Source organism: Bacillus sp. ok061, assembly GCF_900108285.1.
Classification (GTDB): domain Bacteria; phylum Bacillota; class Bacilli; order Bacillales; family Bacillaceae_G; genus Bacillus_A; species Bacillus_A thuringiensis_S.
This window is the reverse complement of record NZ_FNUW01000012.1, coordinates 52091-68920: the sequence shown is the minus strand read 5'-3', so window position 1 is coordinate 68920 and position 16830 is coordinate 52091. Positions and strand designations below refer to the sequence as shown.

The following is a 16830-nucleotide window of genomic DNA, read 5'->3' as shown; positions in this document are numbered from 1 at the left end:
TAATGAATATTGGAATTATAGGTGCAGGTAGTATTGCAAAAGCTCATTCTAGGGCATTATCAACAATTGATAATTGTAAATTAGTTGGAGTATATGATGTTAATTACGAGAATGCTCGAGAGTTAGTAGAAGATTATGATGGGGAAGTTTTTAATAGTTATGAAGAGTTACTTGAAGTTGTTGATGGGATAATAATATCTTCCCCTAATTTTTGTCATAAGCCTCAAGCTGTTCAAGCGTTATTAAAAAACAAACATGTTTTAGTTGAAAAGCCGATGGCAATTTCTTGTGAAGAAGCAAAATATATGATGAAAATAGCAAAGGATACTAATGTAGTTGCTGCAATGGGGTTTAACTATCGTTACTTGTCCTATATTAAGGCTTTGAAGAGCTTAATTCAAAATGGGGAATTAGGAGAGGTAGTAGTAATAAGGCTACATTTTAAAAAGAATAGCGCTTTTCAAAGAACTTTGTTTACTTGGCGGGATGACAATCAAAGTAATAAAACTAGTGGGGCATTGGGGGATTTAGGCATTCATTTAATAGATTTACTTTGGTTTTTATTTGAAAGTGATTTTAGAGAGGATACTGTTCGAACTAAAATTAAAACAAATGTTAAAGAAAAAGAAAAACAAAAAGTATTTGTAGATGATTATGCAGAGGTTTATGGTCAATTAACGAATAAAGTATTTGTTAATATTACAACGTCTAAAAGTTCATTCCCTGAAGATTGTGGCTTTAGTATTGAGGTAATAGGTACTAAGAAAGAATACAAGTATTCTTCTAGAGAACCTAATAAATATATAACTTTTGATGGATTGGAAAAACAAGAAATCTTTTTGCCTTTACCGTTATTAGTTGATCCGGAAAACGAGATTTTTGAATGGGCGGATTCTTTTAGAAATGAAATTATAAGCTGGGTTAATGCAGCAGAAGGTAGTTCTAAAAAATCGATTGCAACATTTGAAGATGGACTACGTTCACAAATTATATTAGATTTATTCTTCAATAAAAACAAACGTAACAAAGAACTATCTGTAACAACTATTTAGTTTTATTGTAAAAAGAGGGATTTATAATTTGTAACATAAATCCCTTTTTCTTTTGAATTGGAGCTGATAAAAAGTGCGGTTAATATTTTATTTTGGGTGCTTGTTCTATTTTATTGTAGGAGTAATACATGTTTGTATGGGCAGTTTAATTCCTTCGTTACTACAATATTATGAAAGAACACCTGATCAACTAGGAATATTAATATTTTTTCAATTTACTGGATTTTTATTTGGTGTTCTTAGTTCGCCTGTTTTAGTAAAAAAGTATCATTATTTTAAAACTCTAACATTTGGGATATTAGCAATGTTAGTAGTTTTAGGAGGTTTTTTATTTGTTAAAGAATGGGCATATTTAGCAGTAATTGCATTTGGATTGGGGTATGGAGCAGGTTTGTTAGAAACTACTATGGGTTCCTTTGTTATTTCAGCAGAACAGAATAGTGCTGCTAAATTCAGCATTCTTGAAGTATGGTTTGGGATTGGAGCACTTGGGTTTCCTTTATTAGTAAATTATTTTATAAAATTTTATGCATGGTATTTCATTTTATATGGAATCTTGCTATTTCTTATCTTCACACTATTGGTTTGGTACTTGCTTGGGAGTAGTCGATTTAATAGTCTCTCTCCTCAAAAGAATGAAAAGGAAATATCACTATCTCCATTAACTGTTAGCTTTAAAAATGGAAAAGTAAAAATTATATTATTTATATCACTTTTTGCATTCTTATATGCAGGTATAGAAACCAATCTTGCAAATTTTTTATCTACAATTATGATTCTTACTAATAATGAATTAATTAGTTCAATAAGTATATCTTGTTTCTGGCTAGCAATAGTTATCGGAAGGATTTTTGTAGGTAAGTTTGTTCATAAGTTTAATTATTGGATATATATTTCATCTAGTTGCTTCACATTAGTAATTCTCTTATTTCTATTCCCCTTTGTTCGTGGTACAGGTATGTATTTATCTGTAATCTTCATTATTGGTTTAGTCATAGCTGGCATTTTTCCGATAACACTTATTTTAGCTTCCCGTATTATGGAAAATAATATTGATGAAGTGACTAGTTTATTCATTGCATCGGCAAGTTTGGGAGGAGCTCTAGTTTCCTTTCTAATTAGTTGGAGCTTATCATTAAATACTCTAAATATTACCTTTGGGATATTTTCATTTTTTGCTTTTATTCTTGGTTGCATTATTTTAAAGATGAGGAAAATCTCCAATTATAGTAATAAAGATGTTAAAAAAATAGAAAGCATGAAATCTTTATAGAAAATATTTTTATGTATAGAATGTGTAAAAAAGAAAATTATAGTATAAATTGACAGAAAATTGATGAAAGAATTGAGAAAGCTGAAAATTCAGTATTTTGAGTATATTTTTGGTGTTGTAGTGTGTAATATATTCAGCAGAGCTATATCATAAAAAATAGGAATATAGACTAACAATAGAATTTTATTTAAGTATTTATGAGTAAAAATAGTATTCGAGTTCATATAGGCTATATATCAACTGCTATACATTAGTTTAAAAACAAATATAGAAAAGTGTGGTAATGGATCCACATGAATTATATTTGCAATCTATTATTTTTTACCTTAGCTGTTTAATATTTTTGATTTACACATATGTGTAAATACATTTTTGTTACATGCACTTATTCAAAAGGGAGGTAATATAATAATGGCTATTCGAAAACATTTAATTACTCTTGAGGATCTTACTGATAGTGATATTAACCAAATTGTAACTCGTGGGGTAGAGTTTGCCACAGGTAAATCGCAACCTAATCAAATATTAGCGGGAAATATAATTGGGGTTTACTTCCGTAAAACATCGACTAGAACTCGATCGGCATTTTCTATTGCAGCATTAAAGATGGGTGCACAAATTGTAACGTATGGTCCAAATGATTTACAAGAAAATACAGGGGAGTCTATAGAAGACACTACTCAAGTACTTTCGCGAATGCTGGATGGACTAGTAGCAAGAACTGCAGATAGTCAAAAGGAAATGGAAAAGCTGGCATCTCAAAGTCGTATGGCAGTCATTAATGCAATGAGTGCGGAAGAACATCCAACACAAGCGCTAACAGACTTAACAACAATGAAACAAAAATTTGGTGAAATAGCTGGATTACGGGTTTTATATATGGGAGAAGGTAATAACAGTGCTGCAGCTCTAGCTCTTTCTTTATCTCGTTTTCCAGGTACGGAGTTATATCTTTTTACACCTGCTGGTTATGGAGTGTCTCCAAGTGTGCTTGAAAAATCAAAAGAATATGCACGATTTTCTGGTGCTAAAGTTATTGAATGTCATGATATAAAAATGTTACCTAGTGAAGTGGATGTTGTATATACAACAAGGTGGCAAACAACAGGGACAAGCAAAGTAGATCCTTTATGGAAAGATGCATTTAATCCATTTGCAGTGACAGAGAGAATTTTGACTTTATATCCGGAAGCTACTTTCATGCATGACCTCCCAGCACACCGGGGGGAAGAAGTAGCAGCAACAGTTATTGATGGACCGAAAAGTATTGTATTTACCCAGGCTGAAAATAAGTTAAATAGTGCTATGGCAGTACTTGAATGGTGCTTGGCTTATCGATACTAAAGAATCTAGCATTAGTTGTCTTTCAGGTATAAGTTCTATTTGAAGTACATTCGAAAGAACATTTAAAGTAAATCTGAATATAAGTTATTTAAAGATGATTTATATTCGAATTTAAAAATGTTTATCTTTAATTATTTTTTTTAGATTTTAACCAAGAAAGGAAGCAAATTATGCTCAAGAAATTAGAGAGTTTAGAAAGGGTAATTGGCAACACACCTATGATTAAATTAGAGCATGAAAAGATTAATCTGTATGCAAAACTAGAATATTACAATTTGATGAATAGTGTTAAAGTACGTGCTGCTTACCATATTTTAAAATCAGCAATAAATCGCGGTGAAGTGACTGGAAATTCTACAATTATCGAATCTTCATCTGGTAACTTTGCGGTTGCTCTTGCTACTCTTTGTAGGTATATTGGTCTGAAATTCATACCAGTTATTGATCCAAATATTAATGATAGTTATGAGAATTTTTTGAGGGCAACTTCCTATCAAGTAGCTAAAGTGGATGAACGAGATGAAACAGGTGGCTATTTATTAACGCGTTTAAATAAGGTGAAAGAACTTTTAAATACTATTCCTAATGCATACTGGACAAATCAATATAATAATGTCGATAACTTTGAAGCTCATTATCAAGGAATTGGTGGAGAAATATCTAATGATTTTAAACAGTTAGATTATGCCTTCATTGGAGTGAGTACTGGAGGAACTATCGCTGGAGTATCTACACGATTAAAAGAAAAATTCCCTAATATTAAAATTATTGCGGTAGACAGTCAAGGATCCATTATTTTTGGTGATAAGCCTCGTAAACGATACATACCAGGAATTGGTGCCAGTATGATACCTGGAATGGTTAAAAAAGCAGTGATTGATGATGTAATGATTGTACCGGAGATTCATACTGTTGCAGGTTGTTATGAGCTATTTAATAAACATGCAATATTTGCCGGTGGATCATCAGGGACTTCATATTATGCAATCCAAAAGTATTTTGAAAATAGGGATGTTCAAAATACCCCTAATGTTGTTTTCTTATGTCCTGATAATGGTCAAGCTTACACATCTACTATTTACAATGTAGAATGGGTAGAATGGCTTAATACACAAAAATCAGTAGAAGATCAATTAGTTTCTTTATAAAAATGATATAGAAATGAGGAAGCAATTATGATGTATTTAAATACTAAACATATCAATGAAATGGGTGTTAATTGGGAAGAAACAATAAATGTCATTTCAAAGGCAGTAAAAAGTCTTGATTCAGAAGATTTTTCTCAGCCAATTAAACCATACTTACGTTTCGATGATTCGGCTAATAGAATTATTGCTATGCCAGCTTATATTGGAGGAGAATTTAAGGTTTCAGGAATCAAATGGATAGCTAGTTTTCCGAAGAATATTGAGAAAGGTATTCAACGTGCTCATTCAGTTACTATATTAAATGATGCTATGACTGGAAAACCATTTGCGACACTTAATACAGCAATGATCAGTGTAATACGAACAGCTTCTGTTACAGGGTTAATGATTCGAGAGTTTGCCAAGTTAAGAGATTTAAATAATGTTAAAGTTGGAATTATTGGATTTGGACCTATTGGTCAGATGCATTTAAAGATGGTAACTGCCCTATTAGGCGATAAAATCGAAAATGTTTACTTATATGATATCAATGGAATTAAAGACGAATTAATTCCTGAGGAAATTTATTCTAAAACTCAAAAGGTTAATGCATATGAAGAAGCCTATAATGATGCTGATATTTTTATTACTTGTACTGTTTCTGCAGAAGGTTATATTGATAAGAAACCTAAAGATGGGGCGCTACTACTCAATGTTTCTCTTCGTGATTTTAACCCTGATATCTTAGAATATACAAAATCACTAGTTGTTGATAATTGGGAAGAAGTCTGTCGTGAAAAAACTGATGTTGAAAGGATGCACCTTGAAAGAGGTTTACAAAAAGAAGATACAGTATCAATTGCTGACGTTGTAATCCGAGGAGCACTGCAAAACTTCCCTTATGACAAAGCAATATTATTTAATCCAATGGGTATGGCCATATTTGATGTAGCCATTGCTGCTTATTACTATCAAAGGGCTAGGGAAAATGAAATTGGTGTTTTATTAGAAGACTAGTAAAATTATTAAAACGCGGTTTGAAATAATTGTTTAATAGCTGCTAAATATCGGTAAACACGACTAATCATTATAGAAAATTAGTTATTTGATAAGCTTAGAATTTATGTAATTATTTGAGGAGCTGTTTTTATGAGTGAAATTATTTCGGCCTTAGATCTCTTACATCCCAAGCAAATTCGCTTTCATGAATCATATGAACACAAAAGATTGGAACAAATTTGTCGTGTAATGGAAAGCGAAGGTGTTTTACGGAATCCTCCCTTAGTATCTGAGCTTAGTGATGGTAATTATCTGTTACTTGATGGTGCCCATCGTATGAAGGCTATGATGGCATTAGGTTGTAAACGCGTTGCTGTACAGGTAGTACCTGATGAAAAAATAAAAATTCGTGCTTGGAATCATTTATTACCAATGGGGGAATGGGTAAATAATTTAAAGAAAGAACCTACAATAATTTGGTCAGGTAAGATTATTGCTAATAAACGTTTGCTTGCAAAAATTACAGAAGCAAATAAACAAGAACATTTTTTATATGCAAGGGATTTAAATAGCGATTTATTTAACCATTTAGAGATATGGCATCGTATTGTCGGCTTATATCAACATGAGTATACGGTACGCCGTCATTCAAATGATACTGAGGTCTGGCCTCATTCAAATGAAATATTGATGAGTTATCCAGAATACTCGTTGATGGAACTGAAAAAGGTAATTGAAGCAAAGTTTTTAATGCCAGCGGGAGTTACTCGTACGACGCTTAGTGGTCGGTTATTGAATTTACGTATACCACTTCATATATTGCGTACGGAAGTATATCCTGCTGGTGAATGGGAAATGTTATGTGGAAATTGGTCAAAATGTTTACGCCTTTATGACGAGCCAATATATGTTTATGATGCATAATATGTTGTTTAGTGATTATAATGTATATTTTTTATTTATTTGTAAAAATTTCATTATATGATTTATATTAATTCCAAAATATTTTTATTATGTTATAAAAACTGTTTGAATTAGTATTTAAGACTAATCTAAGAGAGGTTTGTTATCGAATGGGGGTAAATATTACAAAAAAGGACAAAGTGGAGATTTCTAAAAAATTAAAAGTTTTTTTGGCTGATCAATATTCACTTGAATTAGGTGATTACATAAGCTTTGAGATACTTGAATTTATAATAAAGGAACTAAATCCACATTTTAATCAAGCTACAAAGAATAGATTGGAAATTCTGTTAAAGAATATAGAGAAAGAGATATATAGTGAATTAGTTTCACACGGAAATAACAAAGCATAGAGGTTATTGTATGTGTTTAAATGTAGAATAGTTTGAACTTATAACTAAATAATGTGTTGCTATTAATTTGGTAGAATAGTGAGGAACAAGAGAATTGGTAATATACAATTTTTAGAAGAGATGAAATTGAGAAGTGAACATACTTACAATTTCATCTTTTTATTTTTGACACGCTTTTTGCAATTAAAGTATGAAAAAGGTAGCTGTACAAAAGGTACATACAGCTACCTTTTTAAAAAAATTTCGTATACAAGAACAACCTTAGCGTAAACTTGCGCTTAATGGTACTTGAGAATAAACTGTGAAATTGTTACTATAAGTACCGTGTTTAGAAAATGAGGAAGAAATTGAACCGTTCCAACTTTTGTAGATAGATCCAGATGTATCTGCTCTTAGAAGTACGTTTGAAAAGCTAGCTTGACTAAAAGAATTACGTCCAGTATCTTCCACGCCCTGAACCATTTTTACTGGTTCATATTGAGAAAATGAGCCATATACAGGCTGATTTGCATATCTAGGGCTTCCATTTACATACATAGTAACCGTACCATTTCCGTTATTAATTATTTTAAGATTTACTCGATCACCATCTTTAATTGATGTATCATATTGTGTGTTCCAATACTTACTGTTTTGACCTGATTCATTATATCCTGAATTAAGAAATACTTTATATCCACTTGGTGTTTTTGAAATACCGCCCTCAACTTTAGATGCTCCAATACCTAAATACCAATTCACATATCCATCTTTGACAACAACTGATTTTGGTAGATTTATATCAGCTGCAATCCCGGTATAGCTACTATTTGTAACACTTTTTACAGCACCTTCTGTAGCTGCAAAACTTGTAGTTGAAAACATTGATAGAGAAATTAGAAGTGAACCGACTAGATACATCATTTTTTTCTTACTTTTCCTTAATACTTGATTCATTTTAAATCCCCCTTATTTTTAATTATTAAAGTGTATTGAAAGTTGGCCAACTAATTACGACTTACAAATCAAAGATACATTAGGTTTAATTTAATGTATATATTTTCCTGTCACAAGTCATGGAAATGTCAAAAATATTTAATATTTCATATTTATCAATATAGGGGGAGTTGACAGAATAAAGTGTTATATCTGCTTAAAATTAAGTAGGTTTTGTTAAAAATACGATTAAAGCTTATAAATGTGTTAGGTATAATATGTATTATGACTCATCTACGGGAGATAGATATGGAAGGGATACAGAGGATTTGTCAAAAGATATATCTGAAATTTTGAGAAATAAAATAAAAACAAATGAAATAAATTAATTGTTTATGTTAAAGGATTTATTGGAATAGTTCGTAGATGAAGGGAAATATATGATTTAAAAGTTGTGGAATTTCTACATTAAAAGAAGAAAGGGGGTCCAGCTATGGAAAAAACAAGCTCAAAGTTAGATAATGCAGCTATTGAAGGGGTTATAGAGGCATTAAAAGATAAAAATGAATGTTTACGTATGGAAATCGATTATTTAAAAAAGTTAAAGGCCTTAGTTCAAAAAGAGAAGAAATTACAGTCCTTTCCGAACGAGAAAGCCCATCGCCTTTAGGTATCCAAAGAGTGGGTATAATTTGCGATCTTGTAATCTAGCTAATACATTGTAAGCATAATAAATGTTCCTCATTATGCTTATTAAAAACATCAATAACCGTATTGAGACATTCTTCCGCTTTTTCAAATTCTCTTAGATCTATACAGGTTAAACCAAATACATTGTCGCATAAAGCAGTATTAATTTCATATCCTACATGGTTCAAATATATTTTTTTGGCTTTTACTACATGTTGAATCGCTTCAAATGGTTGATAAGATTGATAACAGTAAGTTGAAAATCTATACTCAAACTCGGCCTGATCTATTTCATCAGGTATATCAATTAAAAGCCTTTCCGCCTTTTCATAATGTGTTTTCGCTTCAGTATAATTAGCTATAATTGTAAAGTGGATTGCCTTAAAGAAATGATAATAATAAGCTAAAAATAAAAAATCCTCTTCGATATTAGGGAATTTTTCTATATTCTTAAAGGAATTTTTTGTAATACTCACTCCATCTACCAAGACTTTATATCTAAAATCTAGTAGTGAGTAATAAAATGATAAATATGGATCAGTTTCTATTACTTTTAAGCTTTCCTTTACTTGTAGATATGTTTGTTTTGCTTCTTTTACATGATATAAACGAATTTTTTCATACCATTCATTTAATAATTCCATCAATTGCTTATTACTTTTTTCTTGAACAGTCATAATATCCCCCTTTTCTCTGTAAAGGCTTAATCTGATAATAACAGGAAATAGATAGTTTATAATTAACTACGATTTTTTGTGAATAATAAGAATATTCCGAATAATAAAGGCGTACTTATTTTGTTGATATAGTCAATTTGTTTTAAAACAGACCGTCTGTAACAGGCGGTCTGTTGTTTGTTATGGTCGGCGACTGCTATTCTTTTACTCATCTCATATTATATTTAGTTTAAGAATTGAGAATAGAAGAATAGGATTAGAAAAATTAATGTTTTGCCAAATAATTTATTGAATAGACTTAAAGGGATAAACAGCTCTCCTATGGTAAGGCTTTTGAGTTTATTCCTGTTTGGGTTTTTTAACAATTCTTTAAATGTTCGAAAGTTTATTTTATTAACGAAAGACCAACTTGACATAGCTTTTATATCTGAATCTATTTTGAAAATGATATGAATACTATGTGTATGAAAGCCACCTATACTTAAAATAAGCATAAATCCTAAAATAATGAACCAAGTCATTTTCTAGCACCTCCTTCAGTATTTAATATTAAGATATTAATAACGTTGAGGAAGTGTGCTATTGTCCATGAAAAATATTGAGAAATTGTTGAGGGAACGTTGAGAATATTGCAATGCAATTGATCGCAGCATAGTTAACTATGCTTGTCCTTGTTATTTTTGTGAAAAAAGGAAAAGAGAACAGTTGCGTAGACTGTTCTCTTAAGGAGCGGAAGCGCTGAACATTTTGCAATGACAATGATTCAAGCCTTCCAATTATAGTGTGTGCAAATCGTTACAATTCATACATTAAAATTACTTTATTATCGAGTGAGTGTATTAGAAAGTACAAAGAGCACTTTTCAAAAGTGCTCTTTGTAAGGCGTACATTAGGACTTGAAAGAGGCATCATTGCAATTTGAAAGGAGATATCTATATACAACATATGAAGATGATTTGAAAAGGTGACGATAAAAACAAAAGAGCAGTAAGGATGTACGAATTGCTCAGCTTCAGGGGAATTGGAGAAGGGGGGATTTATATTGTTAGGGAGATTCTCGAATGCTATTCTACTATAATATTGATAAACTATACAGATGAATAATAAGAATGAAATTGTTAATTAACGTAAAATTCTGTTAAAACTTTATAAAATTAAATAAGTTTACAAATATATCCATAAAAGGTATGGTTAATTTGTGTTAAAATTTTACATAAGGGGTGGTTATGTGAAGAAAAAAAGAGATTTTCTTTTTAAGTTTGTGTCGTCGTTAGTATGTTTAATTTTTATTTTGCAGACATCCTCAGTAAGTTTTGCAGAAAGCTCTTCAGAGCCTTTAGCACCTACTCATGTTAATAGTTGTGATAAGCTATTGGACAGTGTTTCTGTTGAAGAGTTTGAGAGGACTGTATCGTTGGAGAATAATACTGAAACTATTAAAATTACAAACCAAGACATTGTTAAAAAATATATAGAAGAGAATGATTTTGAAAAACCATCTAATCTTATACCAGCTGAACTTACTTTTGTAAGGTCTCTATCAAACGAAAATAATCAAAATAATTACTCGCAAAGTTTAGCACCAGCTTCATATTATCTTAAAAATAAAACAGCTACTTCAGCTTGTGGAAGTTCTGTATTAAAAAAAGTAAGTGGTAATTCAGGTTCTTTAACATTAAGTTTTTCTTCAAAAATTGCTGCTTCATGGAATGCAAGTGTAGGTGTAAGTGCAAGTGTGGTTTCGGCAGGAGTAGGATTTAATGTATCAGCTGAGTATTCTGTAACACAAAGTAATACAATTGATACAAATGGAAGATATGCTGAGATTAGAGCTTATGCAGAATATACCGGTTATCGTTTTGATGTATGGGAGTCTGGATGGTTTGGTGATAAAAAAGTTGGAAACGGGACAGCGTTAAGACCTGTTGGAATATGTTTTGTGACATATCGTTAATTTAATGTTAAGAAAAAGAATCCTTGAAATTAAGGATTCTTTTTTCATAGTTTGATAATATGGTAGGAAAGGGGGTAATTGTTTGAAAAATATAAAAATACATAATGTGATTTTAACATTTATCGTATTAATCGGCATTATACTTCTTGTGAAGAGTTTGGACTTTGCAAATAACCTTACTCATTCTTGGGTGCAAAGTTTAGGCGGTGATGTAGAAACATCGACATATAATATTATGTTAAATAATTATATGAATGTTTTCCAAATATCAGGAGGTATTTTATTTGGGATTGGATTTTTTCTATTATTATATTCGGTATTCTTTTGTAAGGAGTAGATCAATTATTAAATAAAGGTTGTGGGAGTTACTTACTGCAACCATTTTCTTATCTAACAATAGATAAAGTTATTAAAAGGGGAAACGTTGGTAAAGTAAAGGGCATCATTCTAAGAATGATGCCCTGATCATGCTATACTTTACCTACTGAGTTACTTTTTCAATTGTAGGCATTACAGCAATTGGTGGTAATGATGCAGTCCAACCAACTGCATATACGTTTAATTTATCACCTATTGTGTAGTCTTCACCACTTGAAATAGGAACTCTTAAAATCTTATTCTGAGAAACTAACTCCCACCAATCATCTTGATAAGCAAGTGCTTCTTCCTTTGTAGAAGTAGCAGCAACTACTAAGTAATGATTATCTACTGAAATAATATATCCAGTAAAAGGTTCTTGTTCTTGGTTCTGAATAGAATGAATTGGTGTAGCGCTTACCGACGACTTATTGGAATCTGCAAAAACTGGTGTTAATCCGAAAGTAAATCCACATCCTAATGTTAAGGTTGTTACGGCTGTTACTAATTTTTGTTTTTTTGTAAACATCATATATCCCCCTTATATTTTATCCCTACAATATCCGTTTTCTATTTATATACACATAAAGCCTTTTAATATTAAGATGTTTAATAATTCTGTCACAATCATTCCATAAATGTTAATATTATCTATTAATGGGAGTGTTTTTATGTTATAATTCACTAGGTGAACTATTATTGTTCCTTTCATCTTTTGATGGATGTATGCCCTTCCTTAATTGTAAATATGTTCGATTTTATTGGTGAAGAGGGAAGAAATCCCTCTTCTTTTTTTGTCTTTTGTAAAGTTCAAAGGTGGCTTTAGGAGTAAAAAAAGAGGAGGAGTGGATTACTAACTATTACAAAACACAATGTTATTGGTATAGGGGATTTGCTTGTATCAATTCAAAAAATGAAGTGAAAGTGGGGGGAGTTCAAAAATATAATCTTCTATTTTTATTAATGCACTCTCTATAGACCTACTTCTCTAAATGCAGAACGCACTGTTTGTGTTGTACCAAAAGGAACATCTCCATTTTTCGTAAGTATTTGAGCGACTCTGACCAATACTTTTACAGCATCTTTAAAGTTGGCAGTTGGCCACAGATTCTGTAATGCCTGGTACCATAGCTTTGCAGCCTTATCAGTACCAATTTCCATAGAAACCAAATAGAAAACTCTATTAAAGATACCACTATTAATATGAACCCCATTATTATCAGAACATCCGTCATAATAGTTTTTCATATGATCTGGTTGTGGATCTGTGCCCATTAATGGATTATCAAATGCTATTCCTGGTGCTTTCATAGAGCGTAATGCCTCACCAAATAAACTAGGGCCCATAATATCATTTCCTATTAACCAATCTGCATCGTGAGCTGTTTGACCGTTAGAATGTTGTTTAATAGCGGTGCCAAAAACATCGGAGAAATGTTCATTTAAAGCACCAGATTGACAAGAATATTCTAGATTTGCAGTGTATTGTGTTACTCCATGTGCTAATTCATGACCAATTACATCTTTAGAACTAGCAAAATTAATAAAGAGGTTACCATCCCCATCACCAAAAGTCATTTCATCCCCATCCCAAAAGGCGTTTAGAAAGTTAGTACCATAGTGTACATTTAAAATTAAATCTAAGCCCCGATTATCAATGGAATCTCGATTTAAAACGTCTTTAAAATAATCGCGTACAATACCAGAGTACTCATATACTTTATTAACTATGTCATCTTGAGTATCAGATTCTCCTTCAGAGCGAACTAATTTTATTCGTTGTGCCCATTGATTTTGGCAATCATATATTTCACGTCTAGATCCGCCAGTTGACTGTAATGCTACAGTTGTATTATCAGTAAAACCTGCTTCTAATTCTGTTACATGAATCGTTTTTTGTTTTCTTTTTGTACGACTGTCTTTACTCTCTTTAATGCTCATTTGTGATCCGTCTACGCCAGCTCTTGCCATATGGGCTAGGATAGATGGGGGAATAAAACTACATTTAACTCCCTTGTGATTTTGACACATATAAAACACTCCTTTTTATTTAAGATTCAGCCCCCAGTATCTCCTGAAAATAAACGAATATACCTGTTTGAATAATCAGTTATATGTTTCTCGAAAAATAGATTGGGATAAAACTAATACAGTGATGGAAAGTATAAGTGTTTACTATTAGACAATCTAAATTAAAAATTGACTTTGTTAAGTTACATGTGAATATAAAAATTAAAAGAGGGTGAGTATATATGTTGATATGTCCTATCAACATATATTGGAGGAAAGAATAATGCATGAAAAAAAGATTTATATTATTCACCATGGTGAAGCGAAAAATAATGATTTCGATAGTTCATTAAAATTAGAGGGAAGGGAAAAAGTAGAAAATATGGTAGTATCTCTTCTGCAAACAGAAGAGATAAAAACATGCAAAATAATGTCTAGCGAATATCAAAGGGCTGTGGAAACAGCAGAAATTTTTGATAAACATTTAAAATTGGGTTTTTGTAAAGATTCGAGATTAAATGAAATTAATACCGGAAGTATTAAAGAAAATTTGAAGGAAGAACTAAAAAAACGATTTGAATGTGTAAATTCAAAATTTGAAGGTGGAGAATCGATTCGGCAAGTTATGGAACGAACGCATCAAGTGATAAGGGACATAATAAATGAAAATAATAAAAATAATTATATTTTAGTAACACACAGAATTACCAATTTACTCTTATTACATTATTTTGATAAGCAATTTGGCTTGGATAAAACATGGGAAATAACTTCACCAGATGCGTATTTAATAAAAATAAGTGACGGGAGATTCGAAGTTGAACATATGAAATTATGAATATATAGATTTAGTTTATAGGAGGTTATATAAACGTAAACTATTTTAGTAATAGTTAACTTGTTTTTGTAATATAGCGATTATATTTATCGGCATGAAGTAATTATTTGAAGATCTTTCAGGAGGTATATAAATGAATTATCCTTTTAGAAATTTAGTTTTTGAGGGAGGGGGGAATCAAAGGTATTGGATATGTAGGAGCTTTAGAATATTTAGATACTGTAAAAATATATTATCAAGCATTGAAAGGTTTGGAGATATGTCTGCAGGAGCAATTACAGCTACTCATTTCAGGATTTAAAAGAGAAATTAATAACATCTGGCAAACAGGTAGGGAAAGAATTCTTCCAAACATATGATGATCCAAACAATAAAAGTATAAAATAAAATTAGTATGGAAGCTTGAAAAATTTCATTTTGAAGTGGTGTTATTTAATTTTATAACACAAGCCTAGCCTTTGAAGTATCAACTAAATCGGATCCAGCTTTGTGATATCCGAAATCTTGTTGAGTGGGATTTTTTGTACCAGTTACTCTTTCATTGCAGCTCTTGCAGGTATATAGTATTAAATTATTTTCTGGCTATGTGGAAAAAGATAAATGAGTTTGGATCTGATCAACAGTTAATTCTTGCTTCTCCTAAATGACAAAATTAAAAAAGAATGAAAATAGGGTATAGTTAATAGAAGTAAACAGTCTTGCATTTCAATCAATATGAAAATAACTAGCAGATATTGTTACCTGCTTGTCCAAGAAACAACATACCTCTTCACAATTGAATCTTAAACGAACAAAAGTCTGGTTTTATACAACAAAACAAAGAAAGCGGAATATTGTCAGGATAGATAATTGAATGAAACTGACTTTGGGCTCGTTTGATTTGTTAAAAGTCGTGAAGAGGTAAGTAATTCAGCTAGATAGTTTCTATTGTTATAACGACTTGAGCATGATCAGATTGTTTGTCATCCTTAATCCCATCAGCTTTTAAATGATCATCTAAAACTTTATAGTTTGTAATTCTGCCAACCTTATAAGGGTTTCTTTCATTAAAAGCATTAGATACAAGGATATAGTCTAAAACATTACCAAGTTTATTATAATAATGTGTTGGTATCCTTTTTTGTCCACTAGGGTTAGGGGCTATATCAAAAGCATCATAAATTGTGTAACTATATATACTTTGTTTTGCTTGCAATGTAAGATTATTATAGGGTATCCCATTTATTTCATACACACGTTCTCTATTTGTTAACGCTTCTAAAGGAATTGAATGTTCATCGTCATTTAAGTCACCTAGTATTACAATTGGAATGCGGTTATGTGTTTGTAATACGTTTGTTACGTCATGATATAAAATTGTTGTTTCTAAACCTCTCTGTAATAAGGAGGCTATATGTCCTTGGGATCTGCTTCTTAGTGTGTCCAATACGATTTTATCCCACGCTTCGTTAGGTATAAAATCGGGAGTTTTAATTACGGGACGCTTAGATTTTAAGTGAGCCACATAAAAAATAATGTCTCCAATATCTTGAATATTTATTTTTGCTTTGATTGGTGTTCGACTAAATTTAAAATCATGTGTTATAGGGAGATCGTCTCTAGTGAAAGGTGGGACTATTACTGGATCTACAGAAGTAATAGGGTATTTTGAACCAATTGCAACTACAGGAGAGGTATATACTGTATTATTTGCTGGATCTGTAGTTGGCATCTCAACTGTTGAGAAATAAGTAAATCCAGCCTCTTTAATTAATTCTCTTAGAGCATCGATACTAAATACTTCTTGAAAACCTATAACATCACAGTTCATATTTAAAAGTTGGTCTTTTATCCATTTCTTCTTACTTTCCCATGCTTCGCTTGAATAAACTGAACCAGGCTTATACCATGCCATGGGTGGTTTGGAAAATTGATATAAGTTAAATGTTCCACAACGAATTTGCATAATTTTCTCCTTAATTTATTTTTAAATCTTACCTACAATATGATTTTGTATTCTTAGCTATAGATTGTAATTAATAGCATGTTTTTATTTATCCTTTTTTTAACATAGGATTTCTTCTTTAAAATGTGAAGGGGTGAAACACCTATTTTAGCGGAGAGATGAATCTTGGTAGGCATAAGCCTACATGTAATTTAAGAAATTGAGTGTCTTCAATTAGAAAATTTCTGATATAGTGGTGTAGTATAAGAATTTTTAAGGTAGCTCTTAAGAGAAGAGTGCATTTATATCAAAAAAATCTTGATATGAAAATCTAAATTGTATAATATATAGGTA

General features: G+C 31.2%; 17 protein-coding genes and 1 pseudogene. 12 read left to right on the top strand and 6 right to left on the bottom strand.

What is annotated here, in order from left to right; all coding sequences use genetic code 11:
- The first annotated feature begins 2 nt into the window (after positions 1-2).
- The 7 genes from C4S65_RS17235 (at position 3) to C4S65_RS17205 (ending at position 7111) form a co-directional block, all read left to right on the top strand.
- Positions 3-1052 (top strand): Gfo/Idh/MocA family oxidoreductase, encoded by a 1050-nt coding sequence (locus C4S65_RS17235; protein WP_103945328.1) that lies wholly within the window; start codon positions 3-5, stop codon positions 1050-1052.
- Positions 1053-1125: 73 nt separating this feature from the next.
- A complete protein-coding gene (locus C4S65_RS17230) occupies positions 1126-2325 on the top strand; it encodes an MFS transporter (protein WP_098838449.1) in 1200 nt (399 codons plus the stop codon).
- A gap of 411 nt (positions 2326-2736) precedes the next feature.
- A complete protein-coding gene (locus C4S65_RS17225) occupies positions 2737-3669 on the top strand; it encodes an ornithine carbamoyltransferase (RefSeq protein WP_098838448.1) in 933 nt (310 codons plus the stop codon).
- Positions 3670-3839: 170 nt separating this feature from the next.
- Positions 3840-4817, top strand: a complete 978-nt coding sequence (gene sbnA, locus C4S65_RS17220; protein ID WP_103945327.1) for a 2,3-diaminopropionate biosynthesis protein SbnA — start codon at positions 3840-3842, stop codon at positions 4815-4817.
- A gap of 27 nt (positions 4818-4844) precedes the next feature.
- Positions 4845-5813, top strand: coding sequence for a 2,3-diaminopropionate biosynthesis protein SbnB (gene sbnB, locus C4S65_RS17215; protein WP_103945326.1), 969 nt, complete (start codon positions 4845-4847; stop codon positions 5811-5813).
- 132 nt (positions 5814-5945) lie between these two features.
- Entirely contained in the window at positions 5946-6719 is a 774-nt protein-coding gene (locus C4S65_RS17210; RefSeq protein WP_098838445.1) for a ParB N-terminal domain-containing protein, read from the top strand.
- A gap of 149 nt (positions 6720-6868) precedes the next feature.
- A complete protein-coding gene (locus tag C4S65_RS17205) occupies positions 6869-7111 on the top strand; it encodes a DUF2164 family protein (RefSeq protein WP_000538717.1) in 243 nt (80 codons plus the stop codon).
- 261 nt (positions 7112-7372) lie between these two features.
- On the opposite strand, the gene C4S65_RS17195 is transcribed toward C4S65_RS17205, so the two are convergent.
- On the bottom strand, positions 7373-8047 hold the full coding sequence (locus C4S65_RS17195; protein ID WP_065229807.1) for a hypothetical protein: 675 nt from the start codon (positions 8045-8047) through the stop codon (positions 7373-7375).
- A gap of 472 nt (positions 8048-8519) precedes the next feature.
- On the opposite strand from C4S65_RS17195, the gene C4S65_RS34415 reads away from it, so the two are divergent.
- Entirely contained in the window at positions 8520-8696 is a 177-nt protein-coding gene (locus tag C4S65_RS34415) for a hypothetical protein (RefSeq protein WP_176543429.1), read from the top strand.
- A gap of 58 nt (positions 8697-8754) precedes the next feature.
- On the opposite strand, the pseudogene C4S65_RS17190 reads toward C4S65_RS34415, so the two are convergent.
- Positions 8755-9393 (bottom strand): annotated as a pseudogene (locus tag C4S65_RS17190) (hypothetical protein); the annotation flags it as partial.
- A gap of 224 nt (positions 9394-9617) precedes the next feature.
- A complete protein-coding gene (locus C4S65_RS17185; protein WP_098838444.1) occupies positions 9618-9914 on the bottom strand; it encodes a hypothetical protein in 297 nt (98 codons plus the stop codon).
- A gap of 707 nt (positions 9915-10621) precedes the next feature.
- Here C4S65_RS17185 and C4S65_RS35230 point away from each other — a divergent pair.
- Together C4S65_RS35230 and C4S65_RS17170 are read left to right on the top strand one after the other, a co-directional pair.
- Entirely contained in the window at positions 10622-11347 is a 726-nt protein-coding gene (locus C4S65_RS35230) for a hypothetical protein (RefSeq protein ID WP_240524314.1), read from the top strand.
- An 82-nt stretch (positions 11348-11429) separates the two neighbouring features.
- Entirely contained in the window at positions 11430-11684 is a 255-nt protein-coding gene (locus C4S65_RS17170) for a hypothetical protein (protein WP_098838443.1), read from the top strand.
- A 144-nt stretch (positions 11685-11828) separates the two neighbouring features.
- Here C4S65_RS17170 and C4S65_RS17165 read toward each other — a convergent pair whose 3' ends face one another.
- Both C4S65_RS17165 and C4S65_RS17160 read right to left on the bottom strand, forming a co-directional pair.
- On the bottom strand, positions 11829-12233 hold the full coding sequence (locus tag C4S65_RS17165) for a DUF3221 domain-containing protein (protein WP_103945325.1): 405 nt from the start codon (positions 12231-12233) through the stop codon (positions 11829-11831).
- A 443-nt stretch (positions 12234-12676) separates the two neighbouring features.
- Positions 12677-13735 carry a M4 family metallopeptidase gene (locus C4S65_RS17160; RefSeq protein ID WP_103945324.1) on the bottom strand — a complete coding sequence of 353 codons (1059 nt, stop codon included), beginning with the start codon at positions 13733-13735 and terminating at the stop codon, positions 12677-12679.
- Between the two features lie 262 nt (positions 13736-13997).
- Between C4S65_RS17160 and C4S65_RS17155 the strand changes: the two genes are divergently transcribed.
- Entirely contained in the window at positions 13998-14552 is a 555-nt protein-coding gene (locus tag C4S65_RS17155) for a histidine phosphatase family protein (protein ID WP_103945323.1), read from the top strand.
- A gap of 133 nt (positions 14553-14685) precedes the next feature.
- Positions 14686-14853 carry a hypothetical protein gene (locus C4S65_RS17150; RefSeq protein WP_258043875.1) on the top strand — a complete coding sequence of 56 codons (168 nt, stop codon included), beginning with the start codon at positions 14686-14688 and terminating at the stop codon, positions 14851-14853.
- 612 nt (positions 14854-15465) lie between these two features.
- Here the strand turns inward: C4S65_RS17150 and C4S65_RS17145 are convergent.
- The gene (locus C4S65_RS17145) at positions 15466-16497 is read right to left on the bottom strand and encodes an endonuclease/exonuclease/phosphatase family protein (RefSeq protein ID WP_098355754.1); all 1032 of its coding nucleotides are present in this window, start codon (positions 16495-16497) and stop codon (positions 15466-15468) included.
- Positions 16498-16830: the final 333 nt, after the last annotated feature.

What these genes read in the sequence shown, in the direction of transcription:
- C4S65_RS17235 (WP_103945328.1), top strand. Translation starts at nt 3, where the DNA reads ATGAATATTGGAATTATAGGTGCAGGTAGTATTGCAAAAGCTCATTCT.
- C4S65_RS17225 (WP_098838448.1), top strand. Translation starts at nt 2,737, where the DNA reads ATGGCTATTCGAAAACATTTAATTACTCTTGAGGATCTTACTGATAGT.
- sbnA (WP_103945327.1), top strand. Translation starts at nt 3,840, where the DNA reads ATGCTCAAGAAATTAGAGAGTTTAGAAAGGGTAATTGGCAACACACCT.
- sbnB (WP_103945326.1), top strand. Translation starts at nt 4,845, where the DNA reads ATGATGTATTTAAATACTAAACATATCAATGAAATGGGTGTTAATTGG.
- C4S65_RS17210 (WP_098838445.1), top strand. Translation starts at nt 5,946, where the DNA reads ATGAGTGAAATTATTTCGGCCTTAGATCTCTTACATCCCAAGCAAATT.
- C4S65_RS17205 (WP_000538717.1), top strand. Translation starts at nt 6,869, where the DNA reads ATGGGGGTAAATATTACAAAAAAGGACAAAGTGGAGATTTCTAAAAAA.
- C4S65_RS17195 (WP_065229807.1), bottom strand. Translation starts at nt 8,047, where the DNA reads ATGAATCAAGTATTAAGGAAAAGTAAGAAAAAAATGATGTATCTAGTC.
- C4S65_RS34415 (WP_176543429.1), top strand. Translation starts at nt 8,520, where the DNA reads ATGGAAAAAACAAGCTCAAAGTTAGATAATGCAGCTATTGAAGGGGTT.
- C4S65_RS17185 (WP_098838444.1), bottom strand. Translation starts at nt 9,914, where the DNA reads ATGACTTGGTTCATTATTTTAGGATTTATGCTTATTTTAAGTATAGGT.
- C4S65_RS17165 (WP_103945325.1), bottom strand. Translation starts at nt 12,233, where the DNA reads ATGTTTACAAAAAAACAAAAATTAGTAACAGCCGTAACAACCTTAACA.
- C4S65_RS17160 (WP_103945324.1), bottom strand. Translation starts at nt 13,735, where the DNA reads ATGTGTCAAAATCACAAGGGAGTTAAATGTAGTTTTATTCCCCCATCT.
- C4S65_RS17155 (WP_103945323.1), top strand. Translation starts at nt 13,998, where the DNA reads ATGCATGAAAAAAAGATTTATATTATTCACCATGGTGAAGCGAAAAAT.
- C4S65_RS17150 (WP_258043875.1), top strand. Translation starts at nt 14,686, where the DNA reads ATGAATTATCCTTTTAGAAATTTAGTTTTTGAGGGAGGGGGGAATCAA.
- C4S65_RS17145 (WP_098355754.1), bottom strand. Translation starts at nt 16,497, where the DNA reads ATGCAAATTCGTTGTGGAACATTTAACTTATATCAATTTTCCAAACCA.